We start from the raw sequence: 22,205 nt of genomic DNA, 5'->3' as shown, positions 1-22,205 counted from the left end.
ACTGCCTCATGCTAAAAGGCCTTCATTGGGATCTGGGCGGAATATCAGTCAGTAATACCGTAGACCGTTGCGCCAAGGAGTCCGCTGGCAGCGTTTGTTCCGGCTCCCGCACGGGCAGCAGAAACCCCTGTGGATAATGCTGTGCGAAGTGAACATCCGGCGACTTATCCACAAGCTTTTTAAGCCGGTCATTGAATGCCCGGCTCACGGTGTTCTGCGCCCCGGACATGGTTCGGAACTGCGCGGTTATGGTCACGCCATCGAGGTTCATGCTGTCGACGCCAAAGATCGTCAGCGAACCCTGCAGGCTCAGGCTGAGCAAAGGATCGCTGCTGATCTGGCTCCCCGCTTCCCGAATCAGGGCCGTCGCTTTGTCCATATCGGTGTCATAGGTGAACTGCACGGAAAAAAAGGCATAGGCAAACTGCCGGGAATGGTTGATGACGGCCTTGATCTGACCAAAAGGCACCGAATGGACAAAACCTCTCGAATCGCGAAGGCGCAGGGTTCGGATGGTCAACCCCTCGACGGTGCCGGCATGGGCGGAGTCGATCACCACCCAGTCACCCACCGAGATGGTGTCTTCAATAATGATAAACAGCCCGGTAATCACGTCCTGCACCAACTGCTGGGAGCCAAAGCCGATGGCCAGGCCTATCACCCCGGCGCCAGCCAGGAAGGGCGCGACGTTCACCCCCAGATTGGCCATGGTGGTGATGGTACAGATCACCACCAGAATCACTTTGATAGCATTGCGCGCCAGCGGCAGGATGGTCTTGATTCGCGTACTGGGCTCATGGCTCCCGCGCCGGTTGGTGGCCGGTTCCAGCGCTTGTTGAATGGCCGTGTCGAGGACCACCCAGGTCAACCAGGTCACCAGAAGGATCAACAGGATATGGCCCAGGGAATCACTGATGACCTTGCCGGTATTGCTGTCGGAAGCGAAGGCCAACAGCGAGAAACCCCAGATCTTCGCCAGCAACTCAATAAAGGTCACGGCCAGGGCAATGCGCAGCAATGCGTAAACCACACCGATAAAACGCTCTTTATAGGCCCCTGTATGCTGGGTTCGCGCCCGAAACGAATGGTGCAGAATCGTGCTCAGAAATACCGTGCCGATCAGCAGGCCCGATGTCAGCAATGCACTGCGCAAGGCACGTTCACTGCCCTCACCCACGCCCAGTAAATTGCGCGCGCTCACCAGCAACATCAGCAGCACGGGCCAGTACCAGAGTACCGAAAAAATGCGCAACGACTCTTGCAAGGCTGGCTGCCCGAGCCGTTGTGCCAGGGCCCGATTGCGGATCAGGTGAGCCACGGGCCGCCGCAGCCGTACCACCAGCCAGCCCAGAATGGCGCACGCCAGCAGGCCGGCGAGTACCGACAGACAACTGGCGATATTACCGCCGATTTGCCGCGCAATTTGCGGGCTGCTCATTGCGTCGCTCAGTGCCGAAAAAAAGCCGATCAAGAACAGCGCCCGTTTCGAGTACTGACGAATAATCTGCACCGCGCGGCGCTTGTGGCCCGTTTCAAACAAGGTACTCAGTGACAGCACCAGCGCCACACAGAACACCCCGGCGCTGCCAGCATAGGTCAGGGTCAGGCCGAACGAGCGACCCAAGGTGTCTTGCAGCATGCGGCTGGCGTACAGGGCCAGCATCAACGAGACCAGCGCAGGCAACATGTAGGGCACCACATAACCCACCAGCGTCTGGATGCGTGGCCGGTCAAACATCGAACGCGTGGTACACAAATAACGCGCCAGCAATCTTCCTGCGAGCATCAACCCGAAAAAAACGCCGGACCAGATAACCGTCAGCAAGAAAAAGTCGCCTACACCACTCCAGGAAGGATGTGTGGATGCCTGCTCGACCAGTTGTCCTACTTCACCTGCCGCCCGCTCGGTGCGTAAACGCCAGGCGTCCAGCAACTGCATACTCAGGCCGAGCTGACCTTGAACCTCGTCCATCCCCGCACCCAAAGCCCCCAGCAGCCCGCCATCCACCAGCACGGGAGGCTTGCCATCGGATTCCTCGGCCTTGATCACAGAGGCCAGTGTAGGGGCGGCCAAAAGCATGCCATTGCCCGAGCACAACAGGACAAGAAGCAGAAACGCTGTTTTGAATTTGTACAAACCCGGGGGCCTCCTGCACATCCTTGATAGGCCAACCGTACCGAAGGGATTAGGTTCGAGACAGGGCGCGTCTGTAATTTCGATCAGGTACAGCGTAGTCAATGACACGTCAGGCGCGGGAAATAATCGGTTGAGGCTTGCCTGAAACTGCCGCCATTCAATACACCACTAGACAAAATGTGTAACCCGAAGATCAGGCATCGTAACTGCAGCAAACACCAAACCGGGAGAGAAAGTACTCATTGGACGACGAGTACGCCCGTTATAAGAATACGCCGGAAGCGCCGAAATACGTGATCTTGAAGAGCACGCTTACCCCGCACTACCAACGACTTATTCGAGACACTCCCACAACTAAAGAGTCGACACGTACTACAAAAGTAAACGACTGCGCGCACGACTTAAATACAAAACATCCAACGCCGAGTAACAAGCGTTTAGACACTTAAACAACTATAAACTTGCTTTAGAACCGGGCAATAGCGCCGACTACAAACGAACATGAAAGATTATGAAACTTTCACCCGACCGATTTACAAACACTGTTCCATCCCATAAAGTCCGCCAGACCGGGCACTACAGGTTTGTATGCTCACTAGAGCGTTGTATTGAATTTGTAATATTTGACAGACTTGTTTGATTGACTTCCCGGAGATCGGAAATTGGAAACAATGATCGATGCTATTTTGTCTGCCTTGGATAATCCACAGCAAAGTGCACTGCGGCAAATTACTGTTATAGAAGAGAACGGGGAAGAAAAAAGCATTTCCTATGCAGCGTTGGCACAACAAGCATTGGCGGTCTCTTCAGCCCTGACCGAACTGGGGGTTGTTCGTAATGACCTGGTTATTCTTGCCCTGCCGGCATCGATCGATCACTTGTTACTGCTGACTGGATGCGTGTTGATTGGCGCCTTGCCTTGCACCGTCGCGCTGCCTGGAAGATTGATGGCAGACTCACCGCGCAATCAGATATATGTGGCCTGTCAGTTGTTTGCACCGCGCCTGCTGATCGCATCCGAAAGCAATACACCGGCACTCCAGCGCTTGCTTTCCAACCTGCCTGTACGCGTGGTCACGAGCGCAGAGGTGAGCCTCGCTGCCAGCGCAGGGTTTCCAGTGCGCGTGGAACGCTGCCAGGCTGACAGCGGCCATCATGTGCAACTGACCTCGGGCTCGACCGGTCGCCCCAAGGCCGCCATCCTGAGCCATCGCAATGTCATCGCCAATGTGCGCGGTATCGGCGGTGTTGTTGGCTACAGTGTCGAACGCGGCGACGCCTCTGCGTCCTGGCTGCCGCTGCATCACGACATGGGCCTGGTGACGCTACTGTCGAACCTGTATTACCAGGCACCGCTGCTATTGATGCAGCCGGCCAGTTTTATTCGCAACCCGCTTGGCTGGCTCAAGCGCATGTCCAGCTTTGGCGCAACCACCACGGCGGCGCCGACTTTCGCCCTGCAGTATTGCATTCGCCGTTACCGCGAAGCGTCAATGAAAGAGGTGGATCTGAGCAAGTTGCGCAATATCTTTGTCGGCGCCGAAAGGGTCGATGAAGCCTGCCTGAGGGAGTTTGCACAGACATTCTCGCCCCAAGGCCTTTCACGTTCTGCGCTGCAACCCTGCTACGGCATGGCGGAATCGACGCTGGCAGTGACCATGCATAACACGACCTTTGATTACGACAAGCAGGCGCTCTCCTACGTGATTCCTGACCGTATCGACTCCGGCGCGGTAATCGATCATTGGCAGGCACGCCGCGCCGACGATAACAGTCGGCGGGTAGAAACCGTACTGTCGATGGGCCGGCCGATTGACGGGATGCAAGTGGCGGTAAGGGCTTTGGACAGTTCCGACGCCAAGGACCGCGAAGTGGGCGAAATTTTCATACGTGGTTCTTCGGTCATGTCCGGCTATTTACCCGCCGAAGGCCAGACCGAGCACTACCAGAGCGGCGACTGGTTTGCGACCGGGGATATAGGTTATCGAGTGGATGAGCACTTGTTTGTACTCGGCCGCAAGAAAGAACTCATCATTATCCGCGGCAGTAATTATTTCCCCCATGAAATTGAAGACGTCATAGCCTCACACCCTTTATTGGCCAGTGGGGGTAATGCAATAGCGGCCTTCGGTATCTACGACGAGACACAGAGAACCGAGAGCCTGGCGATTCTGATCGAGCTTGAAACGAAGCATAACCCTATCGAACTGCGCACCCAACTTCAAAACCAATTGCGTGAGAAGTTCGGATTTGGTGCCCACGCCATTACATTCGTGCTACCCGGAAGTTTGCCACGCACGACCAGCAACAAACTCAAGCGCCTGGAATGCCGAACTATTTATCTGCAAACCGTACTGGACAACAAAGACAAGGCCGATCGCGAACAGCTTGTTAGTTAATCTACAACCACGCCAATAACATCGACACACTGAAGCACTGCAACTTTCAAATACTGGATCACACACTATGCACACTTTGACGCAAGGTGGGGATACGGCTTCGTCACGCCATTCATTATTGAATGTGTGTGCACAACCGGTTCTTCATCGCTTATCGACATACGGCGAACTGCCTGCTCACTTGATCCATATTATTTCGCGCGCTTCAGTGCGACTGATGGATTCAGATATGTTGATTTCGCAGACACCGCAAGACTATGAGCCTGCCGAGCAATTAAACCGCCCCTCGGTGGCCCTGTCGCAGCCGAGCCATGACTTGGAACATATTCTGGAGCGCATTCGGCAAGACGGTCTGGCGTTGCACTACCGATCGTTCATGCAGAACTTCGCCCATTTGTTTTCGCTGTTCCTGACGCCGGATCAATACGAACGGGCGCGCGCCAGCATTGATGCCGGCAGCGCCCTGCGTTTTCTGATGAGTGATGCCGGCGGCCCTACCCTCACTAGCTGGCGCACTGTCGCCCAGCCGGAAGGGGATGGTTTCAAGCTGCATATCGACAAGGTATGGGGCATGTACGCCAACCTTGATGGCATGGCAATCGTTGCCGCCCGCACGCCGGGCTCGTTTTTCCCTTCAGCCTTCCTGGTCTGGCCCGAGCAATACAAGACCCTCAAGCGAACCCTCTGCGGCGAGCCCTTTCTCGGCGATGTTGTGCAGTTGGGGAACGTCAAGGGCACGGTGCAGGTTTCCCAGGAAGATCGTCTGAAAGTGGGCGGCCCTGCGGTACTCAATAAATACCTGACGACGGTACGGCCTTTCCTGGTGCGCGCACTGATGGCCCATGTTGACTGGCTGGCAAGTCAGGGCCGCCTCGAACTGACACCCGACGAACGCGCGTCACGCGACTTCATCGCTGCCGCCGCCCGTACCAAGACGCTGTCCGACCGCTATGAGAGCGAAGACGTGCACCGCGTGCTGGCACTGAAATTCGCCTCCAATGAACTGCTTTTGCATCTGGTCAGCCGCTCTGCCGTACCGAGTTTTCTCGACCAGCGTGACCTGTTGGCGTTTACCAAAATGGAAGGCAGCTCTTACCGCTGTTATCACGAATTGCGCGCAAGCATGCGCGTAGCCAAGCCCGTATCCGACTCACTTTAATCCGCTTTAACCCCAGGAGATGCACCAATGACGACTGAAACCCTCAACACGCTGGAACTTCTGAAGAAAGAAGCCGCCAAGATTCTCAATATCGAATCCGTCGATACCCATGTCGGTTTGGGCGAACTGGGTATCGATTCACTCAATGTGGTTGAGCTGATCGTCTATTGCGAACAGCTCTACGGATCGATTGATCCTGAGCAACTGAACATCACGCAGTACACCACTCTGGAGCAAATCGACTCGCAGTTGCAGCAGCAACAAGTCGCCTGATCGCCAGCCACCCTCATACCAGAAGCTCAACATGTCGAACTCGCAGCCCTTTGCATCAACGCAGTCGCTTGGCACCGCTCCGGCTTTCAGGGTCCATACGCTAGCTTACCGACGCACAGAAACGCCCTTTGTATCGCACCAGGTCAGCCTGGAGGATGCAGCGTTGGCATTGGGGCAGCGGGTAGGCGATGAGGCTTGCCGCTATGCAAGCGACGCAGGCCCTATCGACGATTACGTGGTGAGCTCTACCGTGCTGTCACAATTTTTGGCAGACGGTTCGCCACATGCAGGCTATTTCCAGGAGGCGATAGCCACCCAGTATGGGCGCCGTCCTGACTGGGTCACCAACGCCTATGAATGCACGGGCTGGGGTTTCATCCTGCGATATATCCAGGGGAAGGCTCAGTTCAGCGGTCGTCGCAGGCTGTTACTGCAGATTGTCGATACCGATATCCACAATTTTACTTACTGGTTAGGCAACAACCGCTGGGGGAATTCCGGTTTTGGCATCTGCACGTTAGTGATTGACGTGATTCCAGAGGCCAAAAACATGCTGGTCATCGGCACTTCAAGCCAGGCTAATGCGCTACTGCAATTAGGACGAAACCTGCGCAGTTTCACCGAAAGCCGGCCAGGTCTAGGCATTGCAGTACCGTTTTTTCCAGAGATGTCGCGCCGCGCGCTGTTCAAGTGCTTCGACACTTCGTCTGTGCACGCCGACCATTATCAACGATTTGGCCATTCATTCGGCAGCGACCCCTGGCTTTCGCTATTGGGGGAGCTGGGCGCGGGTTCCGCGCACACGGGTAGCGATTGCATCGTTTCTTCGCTGGCAATGAACGGCTATTTTTCGATTGCCCAGATAACCCTCGCGCCTGATCTGCACTATGCATTGGAAGGTGAAATGTGAAGAGCGCGCAAACCTGTTCCCTGCTGTTGCAGCGTAACCCCGATTACAGCCTGGCGATCCCTTGTTCGGCTCGCAACCTGCCACTGCTCGAAACGCAAGACTATGCACGCCGAAGTGTGTACGCACACGACAATCCCGCGCCTGTGCTGGTCAACAACCAGCAGTACTACACCCTGCTGTCCACGCTGGCCCAGTACATTTGGGACAGCTGCGGTGAGCAGACGCTTCTCCTGGCGCAGGTACGCATGCCTTCCATCGACCTTGCGTTGCCAAAAAACCTGCTCGATCCACGCGTGACGATGGGCGCCCATTTATGGAACGAAGCCTTGTTCTGGGCGCGCCAGCTACAGACGCCGGTGGTCTGGATCAGCGCCGAACAGATTCGCCGCGACCTGTGGGACGGCGGCGATAACCTCCTGCACATCGCAGCCTGGAATACCGCGCAAACGCCAGCCATCACCGAGTGGTTCTTACCCGACCTGGACTACTTCGCGGCACAGGTGCACACATCTCCTGTGCATGAGCCGTTCACCACCTCTCAACCGAAATGCACGCACGTACAGGTGTGATCATGCAAACAGAGCACAAACCGACATTGGATGATGGCGAGCCGATCAAGTGGAATTTCTCGGTCGAGGCTTACATGTCTCAGACCTACGATTTCAGCAATGACAGCTTGAATGCGCTGTATCAGAAAACCAAGGCCAACCAGTGGGATGTCAATACCGACATCGATTGGAGCTACGAGCTCAACCCGGACAATCCACTGGGCATGCCGGACGGCACACTGCTGATCTACGGCACCGATGTCTGGAACAAAATGAATGAAAAAAACCGCGCCGAAATTCGCCATCACTCGCAAGGCTGGACCCTGTCACAGGTACTGCACGGTGAACAGGCTGCCCTGATTTGCGCATCGAAACTGGCGGTGGCAGAAGAAAGCCTCTCGGCTCGCCTCTGTGCTGCCGGGCAAATCATCGATGAAGCCCGTCATATTGAAGCATTCGGGCGCCTGGTGAATAACAAGCTGCCCATCAGCTACCCCATGAGCAAGGCGCTCAAAGGCCTGCTGGAAGACACCATTACCACCAGCAAACTCGATATGACCAACCTCGGCATGCAAGTGCTGGTGGAGGGCATTGCGCTGTCACTGTTTCAAAGCATGGTCGCCTACACCAAAGACCCTTTTATCAAAGACCTGATGACGCGCATTCAGCGCGATGAGGCGCGCCATTTCGCCATTGGCCGCATCACGCTGGGCAGTGTGTACAAGGAAATGAGCGGAACTGAACGCAAGGAGCGCGAAGAGTTTGTGGTTGAAGGTGCTTACACCTTGTACGAGCACCTGTGCGCCGACGACATATGGGAGCCGATGGGCTTATCCAAAAAAGAGTGCAGCCACCTGGTCAGGAGTTCTGAAGTGGCCAACTCCATGCGCCGTTCCATTTTCCGGCGGCTGGTGCCGACCATCCGCGAAATGGGTTTGCTGACGCCCCGTGTAAGCGATGCCTTTGAAAAGCTCAGAGTGCTGGACTACGCCGCCATGCCAATGCCGGCTTAACAGGAATACAGTCATGACGCCCCCAACTACTGCGGCAACAAACAGCCCCGCCCCCTTCACGATCGGTATTGAAGCCGCCGCTTACGAGTTACCCGGCGAACGCCAGGACCTCAATGACTGGGCTCAGCACCATAAGTTGCCCGCCGAGCGCTTTGACATGATCCGCAATGCGGGTTGCCGTTATTTCCATGTATCACCGGACATCGACGAGGTCGAGCTGGCCAAGCGCGCTGTCGCTCGCCTGCAAGAGGAGCAAGGCTTCAAGGGCGGCGACATCGGTGCGGTCATCCATGTTCATACCGGGCTATTCAGCGTACCGCCGGCGCCACGCAGCCTGCCCATGGAAGTGGCCACGGCATTCGGCATAAAGCCTGTCTGGGCCGGCTCGATCGCACAGCTCAATTGCTCGTCGATCAGCGTCGCCATTCAGATGGCCAAGGCCTTGATGAATGTCCATAGCCAATTGCACTCGGTGCTGATCGTGTCGTCCGACCGCGTCTTTATCGAGCGTTACCGGGTGTTGCAGGCAAGCATCTTAAGTGATGGCGCAGGGTGCTTGCTGGTGACCCGTAACAGCCGGCGTAACCGGGTCGGTGCAACGGCCGTGCGCAATTACGGCAGCTGGTATCTGGGCTCCGTGACCAACAACGCGGTGAAAAAGGAAATGTTCAATCTGGAGTGGCACTACACCCGCAAAGTCATGAAGGAAGCCGTGGCCGACTGTGGCATGGCGCTTAGCGATTTTTCCTGCATTTTGCCTTACAACTCCAACCACTCTGGCTGGAAAGCCTTCTGTGGCGCAATGGCCATTCCCTCCTCCACGCTCTACTCCGACAACATTCTGAACAAAGGCCACTCCTTTGGCTCGGACCTGGCGATCAACCTGGCCGATATTGGCTTGAGCAAGGTCGATGCCGGGGCGCACCTGATGAACATAACGGAATCGGACAACGGTTCATTTTCGGCATTGACCCTTCATCCGGTGAATTGACATGACCATGACCACCGCCTGCGCGCCTGTCAGAAGCGACGACGCAACGACCGACCAATGGCTGCTGAATCTGAAAACGCCTTGCTACGTACTGGACCCCACTGTCGTACAGGCGCGTTACGCTGATTTACGCGAGCGTCTGGGTACACCGTTGATTGTGTCGCTCAAGGCCAATCCAAACCTGGATTTGTTGATCCGCTGCGGCCATGCCTTCGTCGACGGTGTGGAGCTGGCCAGCCTGGGCGAACTCGATATTGTGGCGGGTCGCATCAACACCCCCAAATACGTGAACAATCCGTCAATGGATGAAGATTTCATGCGCGCGGCCCTGGCCTCACGCTGCACGTTCATCATCGACAGCCTGGAGCAGGCGCAGAGACTGATTCGCGTCATCGGCAAACAGACCGCGCCGCAAACGGTTTTGCGCTTGAACGCGGGCCAACTGGTCAGCTCGGGCAAACACCCGGCGGACCACTTCGGCATGAGTCGCCAAGACGCCTTGCTGACGACGGTTGCATTGGCCCAGGCCAACGTGCCAATCATCGGCCTCCATACGTTTGCGGGCTCCAATAGCTTTCACATCGATGACAAGGGTGCCGATGCCGCCGCCCTTGCCCATGCGCTCGCTGCATTCGCGCCACAAGTAGCACGCCTCACCGGCATGCCGGTTGAGTTTCTTAACGTCGGCGGCGGTTTCTCCGAGCACTTCAACAACCAGGCGCAGACGTTTGACGCTTATCGCCAGCGCATTGCGCCGCTGCAAAAAGACTTCAAGGTCGTCCACGAGTCCGGGCGCGGCGTCTTCGCTGGCGCAGGCACTTTCGTGACCCGCGTACGTTCAGTCAAAGCCTTGGGTGAGCGCTACGTTGCCGTCTGCGACGGAGGCCTGAGCCACAACTTCCTGCTGGCCAAAACTGAGTCCATGTTGAAGAACTACGCGCAGCCGCGCCTGCTGCGGCGTCAACAGGCACCGGGTGACGCGCCCCCGTTGCCGATCCAGTTTGTTGGCAGCACCTGCAGCCGCGCCGACGTGATCGGCTGGAGTCATGAACTGTCGGCCCCGCCGAGCGTGGGCGATCTGGTGATCTTCGACAACTGCGGCGCCTACAACCAGACGTACAGCGTCAGCGCTTTCCTCTCGCAGAGCCCGGCACACACCTATATCCACCAATCCTAGGGACGTCACCATGACCGCCCACATCAGTTTGTACGACCTGTTGAAAGACAGCGCCCAACACCATGGCGACCGCCGTGCGTTCGCGCAAGGCGCAAAGATGGCGACTTATTCCCAATTGCTGGAGGACGTGCGCCTGGCGGCAAAGAGGCTGGCCGATAGCGGCGTGCAAGCGGGCGAACGCGTCGCTGTCTATACGGGCAAGCAGTACGAAACCGTCGTCATGTTCCTGGCAATCAATGCCCGGGGTGCGATCCTGGTGCCCATCAATCCTCAGCTCAAAGAGCAACAGGTACGCCATATCCTGCTGGACAGCGGTGCTCGCTTGCTCATCAGTACGGGGGCACGCCTAAGACGCATCGAGGCGGCGTTGAATGACATCGACCTTGATATCTGGCAACTGGAAAAACCACAGTCCGAAACCCTGAACACGCTGACCGATGCGGCGTTTGTCAACGCACACACCGCCGTCACAGACAATGATCCTGCGGCCATTTTGTATACCTCCGGCTCTACGGGACGGCCCAAAGGCGTGGTGCTGTCGCAACGTAACCTGGTGTCTGGCGCCTATAGCGTCGCTCACTATCTGCGCTTGCGGGCCGATGACGTCATCCTGGGCGTGTTGCCGCTGAGCTTCGATGCCGGGTTCAGTCAGCTGACCACGGCGCTGGTCAGCGGTGCTTGCTACGCCCCGCTGGATTTCCTGCAAGCGAACGAAGTCCCGACGTTTTGTGAAGCCCATGGCGTCACCGTGATTACCGGCGTGCCGCCCCTCTGGATGCAACTGGCGTCAGTGCAATGGCCGCAGCCTGCCGGCGCACGCATTCGCTGCTTCGCCAATACCGGCGGGCATATGCCGCCGCCTTTGCTGGAAAAACTCAAAAGCGCATTTCCCAATGCTCTGCCGTACCTGATGTACGGCTTGACCGAGGCTTTCCGCTCGACTTACCTGGCGCCGGAAGCGGCCGTCACGCGGCCCGACTCCATCGGCAAGGCAGTCCCCAACGCTGATATTCGCGTGATGCGCCCGAACGGCACCGAATGTGCCGCGGGTGAGCACGGCGAACTGGTGCACCGGGGGGCGTTCGTCACGCTCGGGTACTGGAATGACCCCGAACTGACCGCTCAACGCTTTCGTCCCTGGTTACACCCGGATCAGCAGATTTCGCGCACCGAAACAGCGGTCTGGTCGGGCGATATCGTCTACCGCGACAGCGACGATTATCTGTATTTCGTTGCCCGTAGCGACGACATGATCAAGACCTCCGGTTATCGCGTCAGCCCCACCGAAGTCGAAGAAATCCTCTTTGCCGTGGATGACGTGACCGAGGCGGCAGCGTTTGGTGTACCGCATCCGCAACAGGGCGAAGCCATCATCATCAGCCTGTTCGCCCATCCGCAGATACAAACCAGCGCCCAGGCACTGATCAAGCTGTGCCGGGACAAACTGCCGACCTATATGGTGCCGCTGCATGTGTCCTTCCATGACTCGCCTTTACCGCGCAATCCGAACGGCAAGATCGACCGAAAGCAGCTGAAGCAGCAGTTTTCCGAGTTTTTCTCCACCTCACTTACGGTCACGGAATAGCCTCATGCTTCGAATCCGCGCTATCGCTTCTCACGTCCCCGATACGACCCCTTTCCGGGCGGTACAAGCTCAGGAAAAAAACATCGGCTATGGCCATCTGTTGTACAAGTCGGCGGTCTTTTCCATGCCTCGTGGCAAAGGCAGGATCGACGCCGAAGAAGAGCGTCGACTGCTTCCCACGGCGAGCATCGCCCTGCCGGTAGCGCCACCCTTGCAAAGCTGCGCCGACCTGGCACTGGAAGCGGTCACGCGATTGCGTCAACAGGTTCCGGCAGAAACGCTGGCACAGGTGACCCACATTGTGGTGACCAATAGCGCCCTTAACCAACGCATTAATGAGTCGGTCGCAGGCCGTATCCAGCATGCACTGGGCTTGCCCAACGCGTTGCCGTTCGCCATCGGCCAATCGGGCACTGCCGGCGTGTTCAACGCACTGACCATGATCGAAGCGCTGGTCAGTCTAGGCGGCAAGGTGCTGCTGGTGGCGTCCGATAAGTGGCTCTACCCCTTCTTTCGCGCCTGGGGGGATCTGGTTGTGTACGGCGACGGCGCAGCCGCCATCTTGCTCGATGGCGACGCTCAGACGACGCCTGGCTGGGGGGCGATACGCGCCTCGGCGGTGCACTATGGCGCGGCCATTGACAACCCCTGGGGGCTGACCCCTGCCGCTCTGGCTGAGCGCCTGCATCCGATGGCGGTGAGCGCAGCGCAAACGGCAATCGAACGTTCCGGCCTGAAAGCCAGTGATATCGATTGGGTATTACCGGCCGGATTCAGCGACAGCTTCTCCTTGGGCGTCAGTCGCGAACTGGGCATTGCACAAGAGCGACATTTCGAACTCGGTGCCCGCGCGCACCACTCGAGCGCGGCCCCCTTGCTGTCGCTTATGCGCCTGCGCGCCACCCTGCCTCAGGGTAAAACAGCCACCGCCCTGCTTTGGGATGCGGCGTTGTGCGGCACCGCTGGCGCCATTGTGGCCGAGATCCAGGCTGGCGCCTGAACCCAGATACACACCGCTTATTAATCAGGAAAACCTATGTCTGCTTATAAAGTCAGCCTGCGTGAGCTTCGCTTTTTTTTGTGGGAACTGCATAAAACCGACCAGAATTTTCTCACACGGGCGCCGTTCAACGACAAAAATCGTACCTACTACGATGCCTTGCTGGAGCGCGCCAGGGCGTTCGCTTATGAGTTAGGCAAGGCCTATCAAGCCTCCGACCGACAGGAATGCCACTTGCTGGAAAACGGCAAGGTCGAAATCCCCAAAGAGTTCCACGGACTTTGGCAGCGCTATAAGGAAGAGTGGATTCAGGTGCTGGGCATCGACAGCGAATCCCAGCAACCGGCCTTGCCACCCCTGATCCGGCAAACCATCCAGGAAATGTTCATGGGCGCCAATCCGGCGTTCATGACCTACGGCGGCTTCAATTTTCCGGCCATCAAGCTGTTGAAGCTGCACGCTACCGCAGCGCAAAAGGCAACGTACCTGCGCAAGCTTCAGCGCTACGACTGGGACGCGTGTTTCTGCGCCACCGAGCAGCAGGCCGGCAGCGACCTGACAGCGGTCACCACTGTCGCAAAACCCCTTGAAAACGGCGAATACGCCGTCAGCGGCGAAAAGGTCTACATCTCGGCGGGCATGCATACGCTGACCGAAAACACCGTTTACTTTGTCCTGGGCCGCATCAATACCACCACCTCGACCTCCTACTCGCTGTCCTGCCTGCTGGTGCCGCGCTTCTGGCCTAATCCCGAAACGGGCGAGCTGGAAGACAACCATGTCGAGTGCACTTCATTGCTGCGCAAGATGGGATTGAAGGGCTGCGCCAATACCCAACTGGTGTTTGGTCGAACCGGCACCACCCGCGCCGTACTGCTGGGCGACCGCAAGAATGCCGGATTGCTGCAACTGGTGCCCTTGATGAACCAGGCCCGTATGAGCACGGCAATTATCGGCTTGGGCCTGGCTTCCAGCGCTTATCTGCATTCAGTCGATTTCGCCGGCAAACGGTTCCAGGGCCGTGCAATCAGTCGCACCTCCGATGCCAGCGCCCCGCCTGTAGCCATCATCGAACACGCCGACGTGCAGCGCATGCTGCTGGAAATGAAGGCCCGGGTAGAAGGTTGCCGTGGCCTGCTCGGTAAGTTGACCGGCGCATCGACCCAGGCATTTGCCCTGGAAGCCGAGCCGGTACTGGACGAAGTCCAGGTCGAAAAATACCGCAAGCTGGTGCTGCTGTTCACGCCGGTGTGCAAGGCGTTCGTCTCGGACCAGGCCTGGAAAATCTGCGAACTGGCGATACAAGTGCATGGCGGTATCGGCTACACCGATGCTTACCCTGTCGAGCAAAATGCGCGCGACGTGAAAATCCTGTCGATCTGGGAAGGGACCAACTACATCCAGTCCCAGGACCTGGTGCGCGACAAGCTCGGTTTTGGCAGGAACTCACGCCTGATCAAGTTTCTGCGCGAAGAGCTGGATGCCTTCTTGAACAACACAACGGGTGTCGGTTCTGAGCTGCACGACCAATTCCCGGCGCTGGAAAACGCCATGGTTGCCGTGGAGCAGGCGCTAACCCGTATCAATGAGCACGTGCGTGAAGGCCGCACACACGAAACCAGCCAGTTCTATACCCGCTTCCTGGAAATGCTCGGTCTCACCGCCAGCGCCTGGGTCTTGCTTGAATCGGCCTGCCTGGCCGAGCGTCAGTTGCGCGAGCCACTGAGTGCCGAAGAAGCCGCTTTTTACCGTGGCAAGGTCAAGACCGCCCATTATTTTTTCGCCAACATCCTGCCGACGGTCACGCAACACGCACACACAATAGAAAACCTGCTGGTCGCCCACTGCGGCATTGCGCTTGATGAGTTGGCACAGGCCGACACGCTGATACCCACACCGCCGCAGAGCCTGTTTGGCGGACCACGCACCCTGTATCGCGGTACCAATATCGACGGCGCCACGATTGAGCCTAATGAAGGGCTGTGGGTCAGGGGTCGCAACCTCAATGACCTGATCGGCAGTGTCGACTTCCCCACAGCGCTATGGCTGGCGTGGTTTGGCAGCCTGCCGACCCCTGCTGAGAGCCAGGCCGTTGACGCCCTTCTGGTACGCATTGCCAGCCACCTGTCGGCGGAGCCTGCCTATCGACGTGGCATCGAAGCCGTGGCCGACAGCGGTGCCGGCATCGTTCAGGCCGCCGCCTGCGGCCTTCTCGGTGATCTGGCAGCGCTGGAACATATTGTCCTGATCGAAGCCACCGTTCGCGACTTGCCTACGCATCAGGATTTTATCGAGGGCCTGGTCAGCGTTGCTTCAACGCCGCACTTTCTGCAAACGGCGCTCGGTTATGGCGCCCCCGGCGCAGCATCGACGCATCACGCCGAGGTCGTGTTGACGGCAATGGGCGCGACCGATATCGACCCATTAGCCATTCGTGTCGTTGATGCCCTGCTGGTGGCCTGGCACGCCGGTTTCGGCTACATCACGCCGACGGTGCTGGTACCCCGTACCGCCATCGGCACCGGTGTCACCCTTGCCCAGGCCGTGGCGGCCGGTTTCATGGCCAGCGGACCGAACCATGTCGGCGCAGCAGAAGAAGCGATGACCTGGCTCAAGACCATCAGTGCGCAAGCCAGCCCTGCTGACATACGGCAAGCGGTCGACCTTGCGCTGGATCAGCCGGGCAACCTGTTGTTTGGCTTTGGCCATCCGCTGTTTGTGCAGGACCCACGACCGCCGCACATCAGGGCCCTGTTTTCCCAGTGGGGTTTCGGGGGGCGCTATCTGGAGATTTACGACGTTGTTTGTGCCCACGTTCTGGAGCGCAAAGGCCTACGTCCGAATATTGATTTTATTACCGCCGTAGCCCTGCTCGATCTCGGCGTGACCCAAGCCCGCTGGGGTGTCGGCCTGGGGCTCTGTGGCCGGGTGGCGGCCATGGTCGCGCATGCCATCGAGCGACGCGATCGCCCTGCTTTCGGTGTCAACAGCAAAGCCGCGCGCAAGTTGTTGGCCACCGTTCCAGTGGGGTGGCTGTAAGACAAGAAATGAGCCACACGCACTGGCTAGTTCAACGCTGAATCTTCTTCTAACGCTAACCAAGACGAGAACGTATCCATGTTATTGAAAAATCTACGCCCTGCTGACGAGTACGACCGCTTTGCCTCGCAAGCACTGGAACCCTGGGATGTGTTGTTCGTCACCCGCATCCGCCAGATTGCCCGCGACTTGCCGCCGGGCGCCCTGGTCGATATCGGCACCGCCACCGTCGTGGTCCCGGTGCGTCTGGCGGCCGACCCGGTTTTGAAAGGCTGGCATTTCATCGGCCTGGATCTGGACGAAACCATGCTCGAAGGAGGCCGACCACGCATCGAAGCGCTAGGCCTGAGCGATACCATCGAACTCAAAGTCGGCGATGCCCTGGACCTGCCCTTCGCGGACAACAGCCTGACCATGGCGGTAAGCCGTGCCACCTTGCATCACTTGCCGGACAAGCTGAAAAGCCTGACTGAAATGTATCGCGTACTGCAGCCGGGCGGGGTTGGCCTGGTGCACGACATGCGCCGCGACGTCGCCCCCGACTTGCTGGAGAAGTTCACTCAAATGCGCGCTTCAGTGGGTTATCCACCGACCCATGTTGAAGAAAAAGTCACCCTGGAAGAGGCACGCGCGCTGGTCATCGAAGCGGGTCTGGACCATTGCACGGTAGTGACCAGCCCAAGTTCCGGCATGGGCGCACTGGGTTTCGAAATCCTTATCAAAAAGCCTTTGCTGGCTTGATACGCAACTCGTCGGGGAAAAGGCTATGGATCATCGTTTAGATAGGGTTGAGCACTTTAACGAAATGCTGGGCGGCTCACGGGTACAGTGTGGCTTTCTGTCGCCGGAGCACATGCCGCTCGTCATAACGCCTGTCGACAGTACGCTAAGCGATGACCGCGAGGCTTTTACGACGTGGTATCGCCAGCACCAGTCAATCTTTGACAGCATGCTGCTGGAGTTCGGTTGCCTGTTGTTCCGTGGTTTTCCATTGCGCGAAAACGCGGACTTCCAGGCCATTGCGCAACACTATCCTGAGCATGCGTTCGGTTATATCGGCGGCGCCACGCCACGCAAGAACATCGAGGGCAGAGTCTACGAATCGACACGCATCCCGGCCACCCTGAAAATCGGTCTGCATCAGGAAAAGGCCTACATGGCGCACTATCCACAGAAACTGGCTTTCTTTTGCAAACAGCCCTCTGACCAAGGCGGCGAAACCATACTGTGTGATATGCGAGCCGTCACCCGTCGCCTGTCACCGTCATTGATCGAACGCCTCAGCGCCGCGCGCATCCAGTACTTGCGCAACTTCCGTGCCCCCAGCACACCCGAGAATGAACCGCGTAACACCCATATGCGCGAATACCACCGCCCCTGGGATGAAGCGTTCCTGACCGATGATCCGCAGCAGGTGGAACAGCTGTGCCGCGATACCCACCTCGATTACCAGTGGCTCGACGATGGCAGCATCACGGTCTCGCATACCGGTGATGCCATGTTGAAACATCCGCTGACCGGCGAAGCGATCTGGTTCAATCAACTGTCGACCCAACACAACAACGCCCGCTCCCTCGGCAAGCCGGGCTACGCCTATATCCAGCACGCCTATCAGGACAAACCGGCACGCCCTTACGATGTGCGGCTGGGCGACGGCTCGCCGATCTCGGAGGATGAAATTGCGCCGATATACGACGCCTTGGAGGCGCAGGAAATTGCGTTTCCCTGGCACAGCGGTGACATGTTGTTGATCGATAACATTGCCGTCGCCCATGGCCGCAATCCCTACAAAGGCAAACGCGATGTCCAAGTCGCGTTGTTCGATTGAACATGAACAGTCAAATCCTGCTGACGGACGAAACACACGGGCTGTCCGAACCTGCCCTGCACCGTGAGGTGCAGTTGGCACCCACGCGCACTGATGAACCCTATGCGGCGGCGGCCAAACTGATCCGGGTCAGCGCTGGCAGTTTCCACTTCGAGGTCCGCGATCTGCAGTTCCGGCGCGGTCGACATACCGCCATCATTGGCCCCAATGGTGCTGGCAAAACCACCCTGATCGAAGCCTTGCTCGGCTTCCGTCAGGCGCATCTGGAAGAGGCGCAGATTCTGGGGGTTGCGGCGTCGCGCTTTCTGCAAAGCACCCGGCACCGCAAGCGGTTGGGGGTGCAATTGCAGCGGGTCGAATATGAAGACTCGTCGAATGTCAGGGAAATCCTCGATTTGCATCAGGCCCTGTACGGCAAGCAAGACCCGCAGGTGGCGCAGGCACTGGATATCGAAGCGCTGCGCACACTGCCCTATCGGGCACTGTCACGCGGCCAGAAACAGCGGCTCGATTTGTTCGTGGCGCTGGCACACCACCCGGAAATCGCAATCCTTGACGAACCGTTTACCGGGCTCGACCGAGCGTATATCGAGCGCGTCGCACACCTGCTGCGCTACGACCTGACGGAACTGACCATCATCATGATTTGCCACTCGGAGGAAGAGCTGGATGCCGCAAGCGATGTGGTGTGGGTGTGCAACGGCGGCGTTAAGTATCGAGGCGATAAAGAAGCATTAAAGAACCGCCTGGTCGGCGCCTTCCATGCGTATCTGCAGCTGGACGACAGTGATCATATCAACGCCATCTATCGCCAGTTGGAGCGCGAAAGCGCCACGTTGCGGCTGTCGAGGCCATCAAACACTGAAATCAGCGTCTATGGCACGCAGGAACTGGATCAGTCGATACGCCGCCTGATCGGCAATGTTGCGTTCCAGCACTTCGAGTTCGGCCCCACCCATTACCGCGACATGTTGCACCTCTGCGCCCAGGGAGAACAGGATGTTTAGCATACTGGCGATATTGACGCGCAACGAGCTGCTGGGGTTTTTTCGCAGCAAGTCGGCGCTGTTCTGGGCGTTGGCCTTTCCCATCCTGCTGCTGACCGTGATGCTGATGGCGTTCGGTCATCCTGGCTCACTCGGTACGGTAAATATCCAGTTTCTGGAGGCTGACGCCCAGGCCAGTTCGGACACCAGTTGCCAGCTAGCAATCCAGCAGGCATTTGCTGGCGGAGATCCGGTAAAGGCCAATTTTTCAACCGTCAGCAGCACTGCCCCCATCGCAGCAGACACGGTACGCATCGTCTTTGCGGCCGGCGACGAACCGTTGCAGGTGCACTATGACTTCAAGGGTCAGCTGGCGGTACGCGCCGCAGCGCGCGTGATCGAGATCGCCGCGGTCAGGTGTTCAGCGGCCAGACGCGGCATCGTCTCAACAGACCTGGTGCGTTTCGAGGATACGGCCTCCGGTGCCAAGCCCTTCGACTACGGCCAGTTCTTTACAACCGGCATTCTGGTCATCTGTTTGATGTCACTCGGCATCATGTCCACCGCCTTATCGATTGCAAGCTTGCGTGAACATAATGCACTCAAGATCTACGCCTGCTTTCCAGTGCCGAAGCTGGTCTTTCTGGCCTCTATTCTCGTGTCGCGGGTGCTCATGATGCTGATTTCTGTCGGCACCTTGCTGCTGGTGGCGCGGTACGGGTACGGCATTGATATCTCGCTGTGGAGCGTGCAGTCCATGCGTGCGTTGCCGGTCATTCTGCTGGGCGGCGCCATGTTGCTGAGCCTCGGCACCCTGCTGGCCAGTCGCACCTCCTCGGTCAAGGAAACCGAATTGCTGTGCCATCTGATCCATTACCCGGCCCTGTTCTTCGGCAACCTGACCATCCCGTTGAACGATGCGCCAGCCTGGATCAAAAGCATTCTCTCGGTGATTCCGATCAACCAGTTTGTCTCGGTACTGCGCCAAGTGATGCTCGAAGGAGCGCCCTTGCCTTCGCTGTGGCTGCCCTTGTTGGCCATGGCAGGCTGGACCACGTTGTTTCTCACCGCAGCCACCTTAATGTTCCGCTGGCACAAGAGTTAAGCCCGGGACTCAGGCATTTCATTGCATCTCTATCCAAGGAAACCCGCATGTCTATCAGCAAGCTAGGCCGTGCCTATTTGTCGAATGCCAGCGCATTCATTCCGGTCATCGTGTTCCTGTTGTATGGCCGTTTCGGCCCGGGTGAGGCAGGCGTACGCTGGGATACCGCGTATGTGCTCAGCGGTATTCTCAGCATTGCGCACCTGTTCTGGCTGTTCAATTACCGCCCTGGCCATTGGATCGCAATGGGCGTCGACCTGTACCTGATGATTGGCGCCCTGTTGGCCACGGTCTCTACCGCTGCGTTGCAAGTGTGGGGGCAGGAGCTGGGTGCTGCTCCGGTGCTGGCGTGCGTATTGGTGATTGGCATGGGTGCCACCCGGTTTTCTCCACTCGGCTTTATCGGCGAAACCAGCAGCGACCAGGCTTTGGTCCGAAAACTCTCTGTGATGTTGCTGATTGGCGCTGCCATCGCCGTCGCGGTGTCACTGGCTTTTCGCCATAACACGCTGCTGGGAGGCGTATTGCCGGTCGTCGCATTGGTGCTGGTACGCAGCCAGTTGCTCAAACGCATGGTGGCGGCGCAATGAGCGACCTGGAACATACCGTGGACCGACAAGCCTCGGGACTCCACGCGTTTCTGGCCGAAGTCGCCGAAGTTCTGGGGCAGGCGTCGCTGCTGACCGGGGCGGACTGTGCCCCCTATGAAATCGACGTTGCTCATTGCCGCGGCAAAGCGGCGGCGGTCGTCATCCCGTGCGATACCCACGCTGTCAGCGCGCTTATGCGCATCGCGGTGCGCCATCGCATACGGCTGGTCGCCCAAGGCAACCGCAGCGGATTGGTGGGCGGTGCCGTCACCGACAACTCCGGCAAGCAAGTGATCGTCTCACTTTCGCGCATGCGCCAAGTGCGCGAGATTGATCCCTTGAACCGCACGGTGATTGTCGAAGCCGGCACGCTCTTGTCAGCACTGAATCGCACACTGGAAACCCATTCGCTGTATTTCCCTATTGATATCGGCAGCGACCCGGCCATAGGCGGATTAATTGGCGCCAATGCCGGCGGCAGCCGCTTGCTCAAGCATGGCGACGTGCGCCATAACCTGCTCGGTATCGAAGTGGTGCTGCCCGATGGCGACGGCACCGTGGTGCAACTCCTCGCACCGCTGCGCAAGAACAATACCGGGCTTGACCTCAAGCAGTTGTTTGTCGGCACCGGCGGCGCCTTCGGCATCATTACGGCGGCGACGCTTGAGCTCAAACGCATCGACCAGTCGACGCAAAGCGTGTTTGTGGCCTTGCCTGACCATGGGACAGCGCTTGAGGTGTTGCAGGCTTTCGAACTTCAATTTGGCGATCTGCTGTGCGCGTTCGAAGTGATCTCCGAGGCGGCGCTCGCCATTACGTTGCGCAACTTCCCCACGCTGCGCCACCCGTTCGGCCAATCGTCGGCAAGCTGCTACGCCCTGATTGAGATCGCCAGCAGCATGCCTGGCTTGCACAGCCTTTTTGCGCAACGAACCGAACAGGTGTTGGAAGCGCTGTATGAAAGCGGCCGAATTCTCGACGCCGCTTTTGGAAATACCAGCAGCTTTTGGCCACTGCGAGACAACCTGCCGCTGGCCATCGCCAAGGAAGGTATCCCACTGTCGTTCGACGTGGCGTTTTCGCGCTCACGATTGGTCGCTTTCCGCGATCAAGCTGCACAGTGGCTAGAGCACGAACATCCGCTGCTGCAACTTTACGATTTCGGCCATTTTGCCGACGGCGGCTGCCATTTGATTGTGCTGGTGCCGCACGCCCACATCAGCCAGTACGGCATCGCCAAGGTCGTCGCTGTGCGTAGCGGCATCTATAAGCTGGTGACCGAAAACGGCGGCTGCTTCAGTGCAGAGCATGGCGTCGGGCCTGTGAATGCAGCTTATTACAGCAAGTACACGCCCCCAGAGGTGCAGGAAATCAGCAGGGCTATGCAGCATTTAATGGATCCCCAAGCTGTGTTGGGCCGCTACCGCTACACATAGAACAAACCGCCTGCGCACTTCAATTTCAG

At 58.1% G+C, this 22,205-nt stretch carries 18 protein-coding genes; 17 read left to right on the top strand and 1 reads right to left on the bottom strand.

Annotated elements, in window-relative coordinates:
- Positions 1–22: 22 nt before the first annotated feature.
- Positions 23–2,137, bottom strand: coding sequence for a mechanosensitive ion channel family protein (locus tag QN377_RS10465; protein ID WP_095019070.1), 2,115 nt, complete (start codon positions 2,135–2,137; stop codon positions 23–25).
- A gap of 671 nt (positions 2,138–2,808) precedes the next feature.
- Between QN377_RS10465 and QN377_RS10460 the strand changes: the two genes are divergently transcribed.
- The 17 genes from QN377_RS10460 to QN377_RS10380 all read left to right on the top strand — a co-directional run bounded on the left by QN377_RS10460 (position 2,809) and on the right by QN377_RS10380 (position 22,176).
- Positions 2,809–4,536, top strand: a complete 1,728-nt coding sequence (locus QN377_RS10460) for an AMP-binding protein (protein WP_095019071.1) — start codon at positions 2,809–2,811, stop codon at positions 4,534–4,536.
- A gap of 229 nt (positions 4,537–4,765) precedes the next feature.
- Positions 4,766–5,695 carry a hypothetical protein gene (locus QN377_RS10455; RefSeq protein ID WP_095019072.1) on the top strand — a complete coding sequence of 310 codons (930 nt, stop codon included), beginning with the start codon at positions 4,766–4,768 and terminating at the stop codon, positions 5,693–5,695.
- Between the two features lie 27 nt (positions 5,696–5,722).
- Positions 5,723–5,968 carry an acyl carrier protein gene (locus QN377_RS10450; protein WP_094999482.1) on the top strand — a complete coding sequence of 82 codons (246 nt, stop codon included), beginning with the start codon at positions 5,723–5,725 and terminating at the stop codon, positions 5,966–5,968.
- Between the two features lie 31 nt (positions 5,969–5,999).
- On the top strand, positions 6,000–6,878 hold the full coding sequence (locus QN377_RS10445; RefSeq protein ID WP_095019073.1) for a hypothetical protein: 879 nt from the start codon (positions 6,000–6,002) through the stop codon (positions 6,876–6,878).
- Positions 6,875–7,447 carry a hypothetical protein gene (locus QN377_RS10440; RefSeq protein ID WP_095019074.1) on the top strand — a complete coding sequence of 191 codons (573 nt, stop codon included), beginning with the start codon at positions 6,875–6,877 and terminating at the stop codon, positions 7,445–7,447. Before QN377_RS10445 ends, QN377_RS10440 begins: the two co-directional genes overlap by 4 nt.
- A gap of 2 nt (positions 7,448–7,449) precedes the next feature.
- A complete protein-coding gene (locus tag QN377_RS10435; protein ID WP_094999484.1) occupies positions 7,450–8,439 on the top strand; it encodes a ferritin-like domain-containing protein in 990 nt (329 codons plus the stop codon).
- A gap of 13 nt (positions 8,440–8,452) precedes the next feature.
- Positions 8,453–9,430: a 3-oxoacyl-ACP synthase gene (locus QN377_RS10430; protein ID WP_176464304.1), complete on the top strand. Its 978-nt coding sequence runs from the start codon at positions 8,453–8,455 to the stop codon at positions 9,428–9,430.
- A 1-nt stretch (position 9,431) separates the two neighbouring features.
- Positions 9,432–10,607, top strand: coding sequence for an alanine racemase (locus tag QN377_RS10425; protein WP_095019076.1), 1,176 nt, complete (start codon positions 9,432–9,434; stop codon positions 10,605–10,607).
- 10 nt (positions 10,608–10,617) lie between these two features.
- Positions 10,618–12,192, top strand: a complete 1,575-nt coding sequence (locus tag QN377_RS10420; RefSeq protein WP_095019077.1) for an acyl-CoA ligase (AMP-forming), exosortase A system-associated — start codon at positions 10,618–10,620, stop codon at positions 12,190–12,192.
- 4 nt (positions 12,193–12,196) lie between these two features.
- Complete coding sequence (locus QN377_RS10415) at positions 12,197–13,192, top strand: hypothetical protein (protein ID WP_095019078.1); 996 nt, start codon at positions 12,197–12,199, stop codon at positions 13,190–13,192.
- A gap of 36 nt (positions 13,193–13,228) precedes the next feature.
- Entirely contained in the window at positions 13,229–16,231 is a 3,003-nt protein-coding gene (locus QN377_RS10410; protein WP_322213717.1) for a citrate/2-methylcitrate synthase, read from the top strand.
- A gap of 78 nt (positions 16,232–16,309) precedes the next feature.
- A complete protein-coding gene (locus QN377_RS10405) occupies positions 16,310–16,972 on the top strand; it encodes a class I SAM-dependent methyltransferase (RefSeq protein ID WP_094999489.1) in 663 nt (220 codons plus the stop codon).
- A gap of 25 nt (positions 16,973–16,997) precedes the next feature.
- Positions 16,998–18,059, top strand: coding sequence for a TauD/TfdA family dioxygenase (locus QN377_RS10400; RefSeq protein ID WP_095025001.1), 1,062 nt, complete (start codon positions 16,998–17,000; stop codon positions 18,057–18,059).
- Positions 18,060–18,061: 2 nt separating this feature from the next.
- Positions 18,062–19,066 carry an ATP-binding cassette domain-containing protein gene (locus QN377_RS10395; protein ID WP_095019080.1) on the top strand — a complete coding sequence of 335 codons (1,005 nt, stop codon included), beginning with the start codon at positions 18,062–18,064 and terminating at the stop codon, positions 19,064–19,066.
- Complete coding sequence (locus QN377_RS10390) at positions 19,059–20,150, top strand: ABC transporter permease (protein ID WP_094999492.1); 1,092 nt, start codon at positions 19,059–19,061, stop codon at positions 20,148–20,150. The genes QN377_RS10395 and QN377_RS10390 overlap by 8 nt, the downstream gene beginning before the upstream one ends.
- A 47-nt stretch (positions 20,151–20,197) precedes the next feature.
- Positions 20,198–20,740, top strand: a complete 543-nt coding sequence (locus QN377_RS10385) for a permease (protein WP_095019081.1) — start codon at positions 20,198–20,200, stop codon at positions 20,738–20,740.
- Positions 20,737–22,176 (top strand): FAD-binding oxidoreductase, encoded by a 1,440-nt coding sequence (locus QN377_RS10380; RefSeq protein WP_095019082.1) that lies wholly within the window; start codon positions 20,737–20,739, stop codon positions 22,174–22,176. Before QN377_RS10385 ends, QN377_RS10380 begins: the two co-directional genes overlap by 4 nt.
- The last annotated feature ends 29 nt before the right edge of the window (positions 22,177–22,205 follow it).

It is taken from the genome of Pseudomonas sp. CCC4.1, from assembly GCF_035019225.1.
In the GTDB taxonomy this organism is placed as follows: domain Bacteria; phylum Pseudomonadota; class Gammaproteobacteria; order Pseudomonadales; family Pseudomonadaceae; genus Aquipseudomonas; species Aquipseudomonas bubulae.
This window is presented reverse-complemented; position numbering and strand designations above follow the sequence as displayed.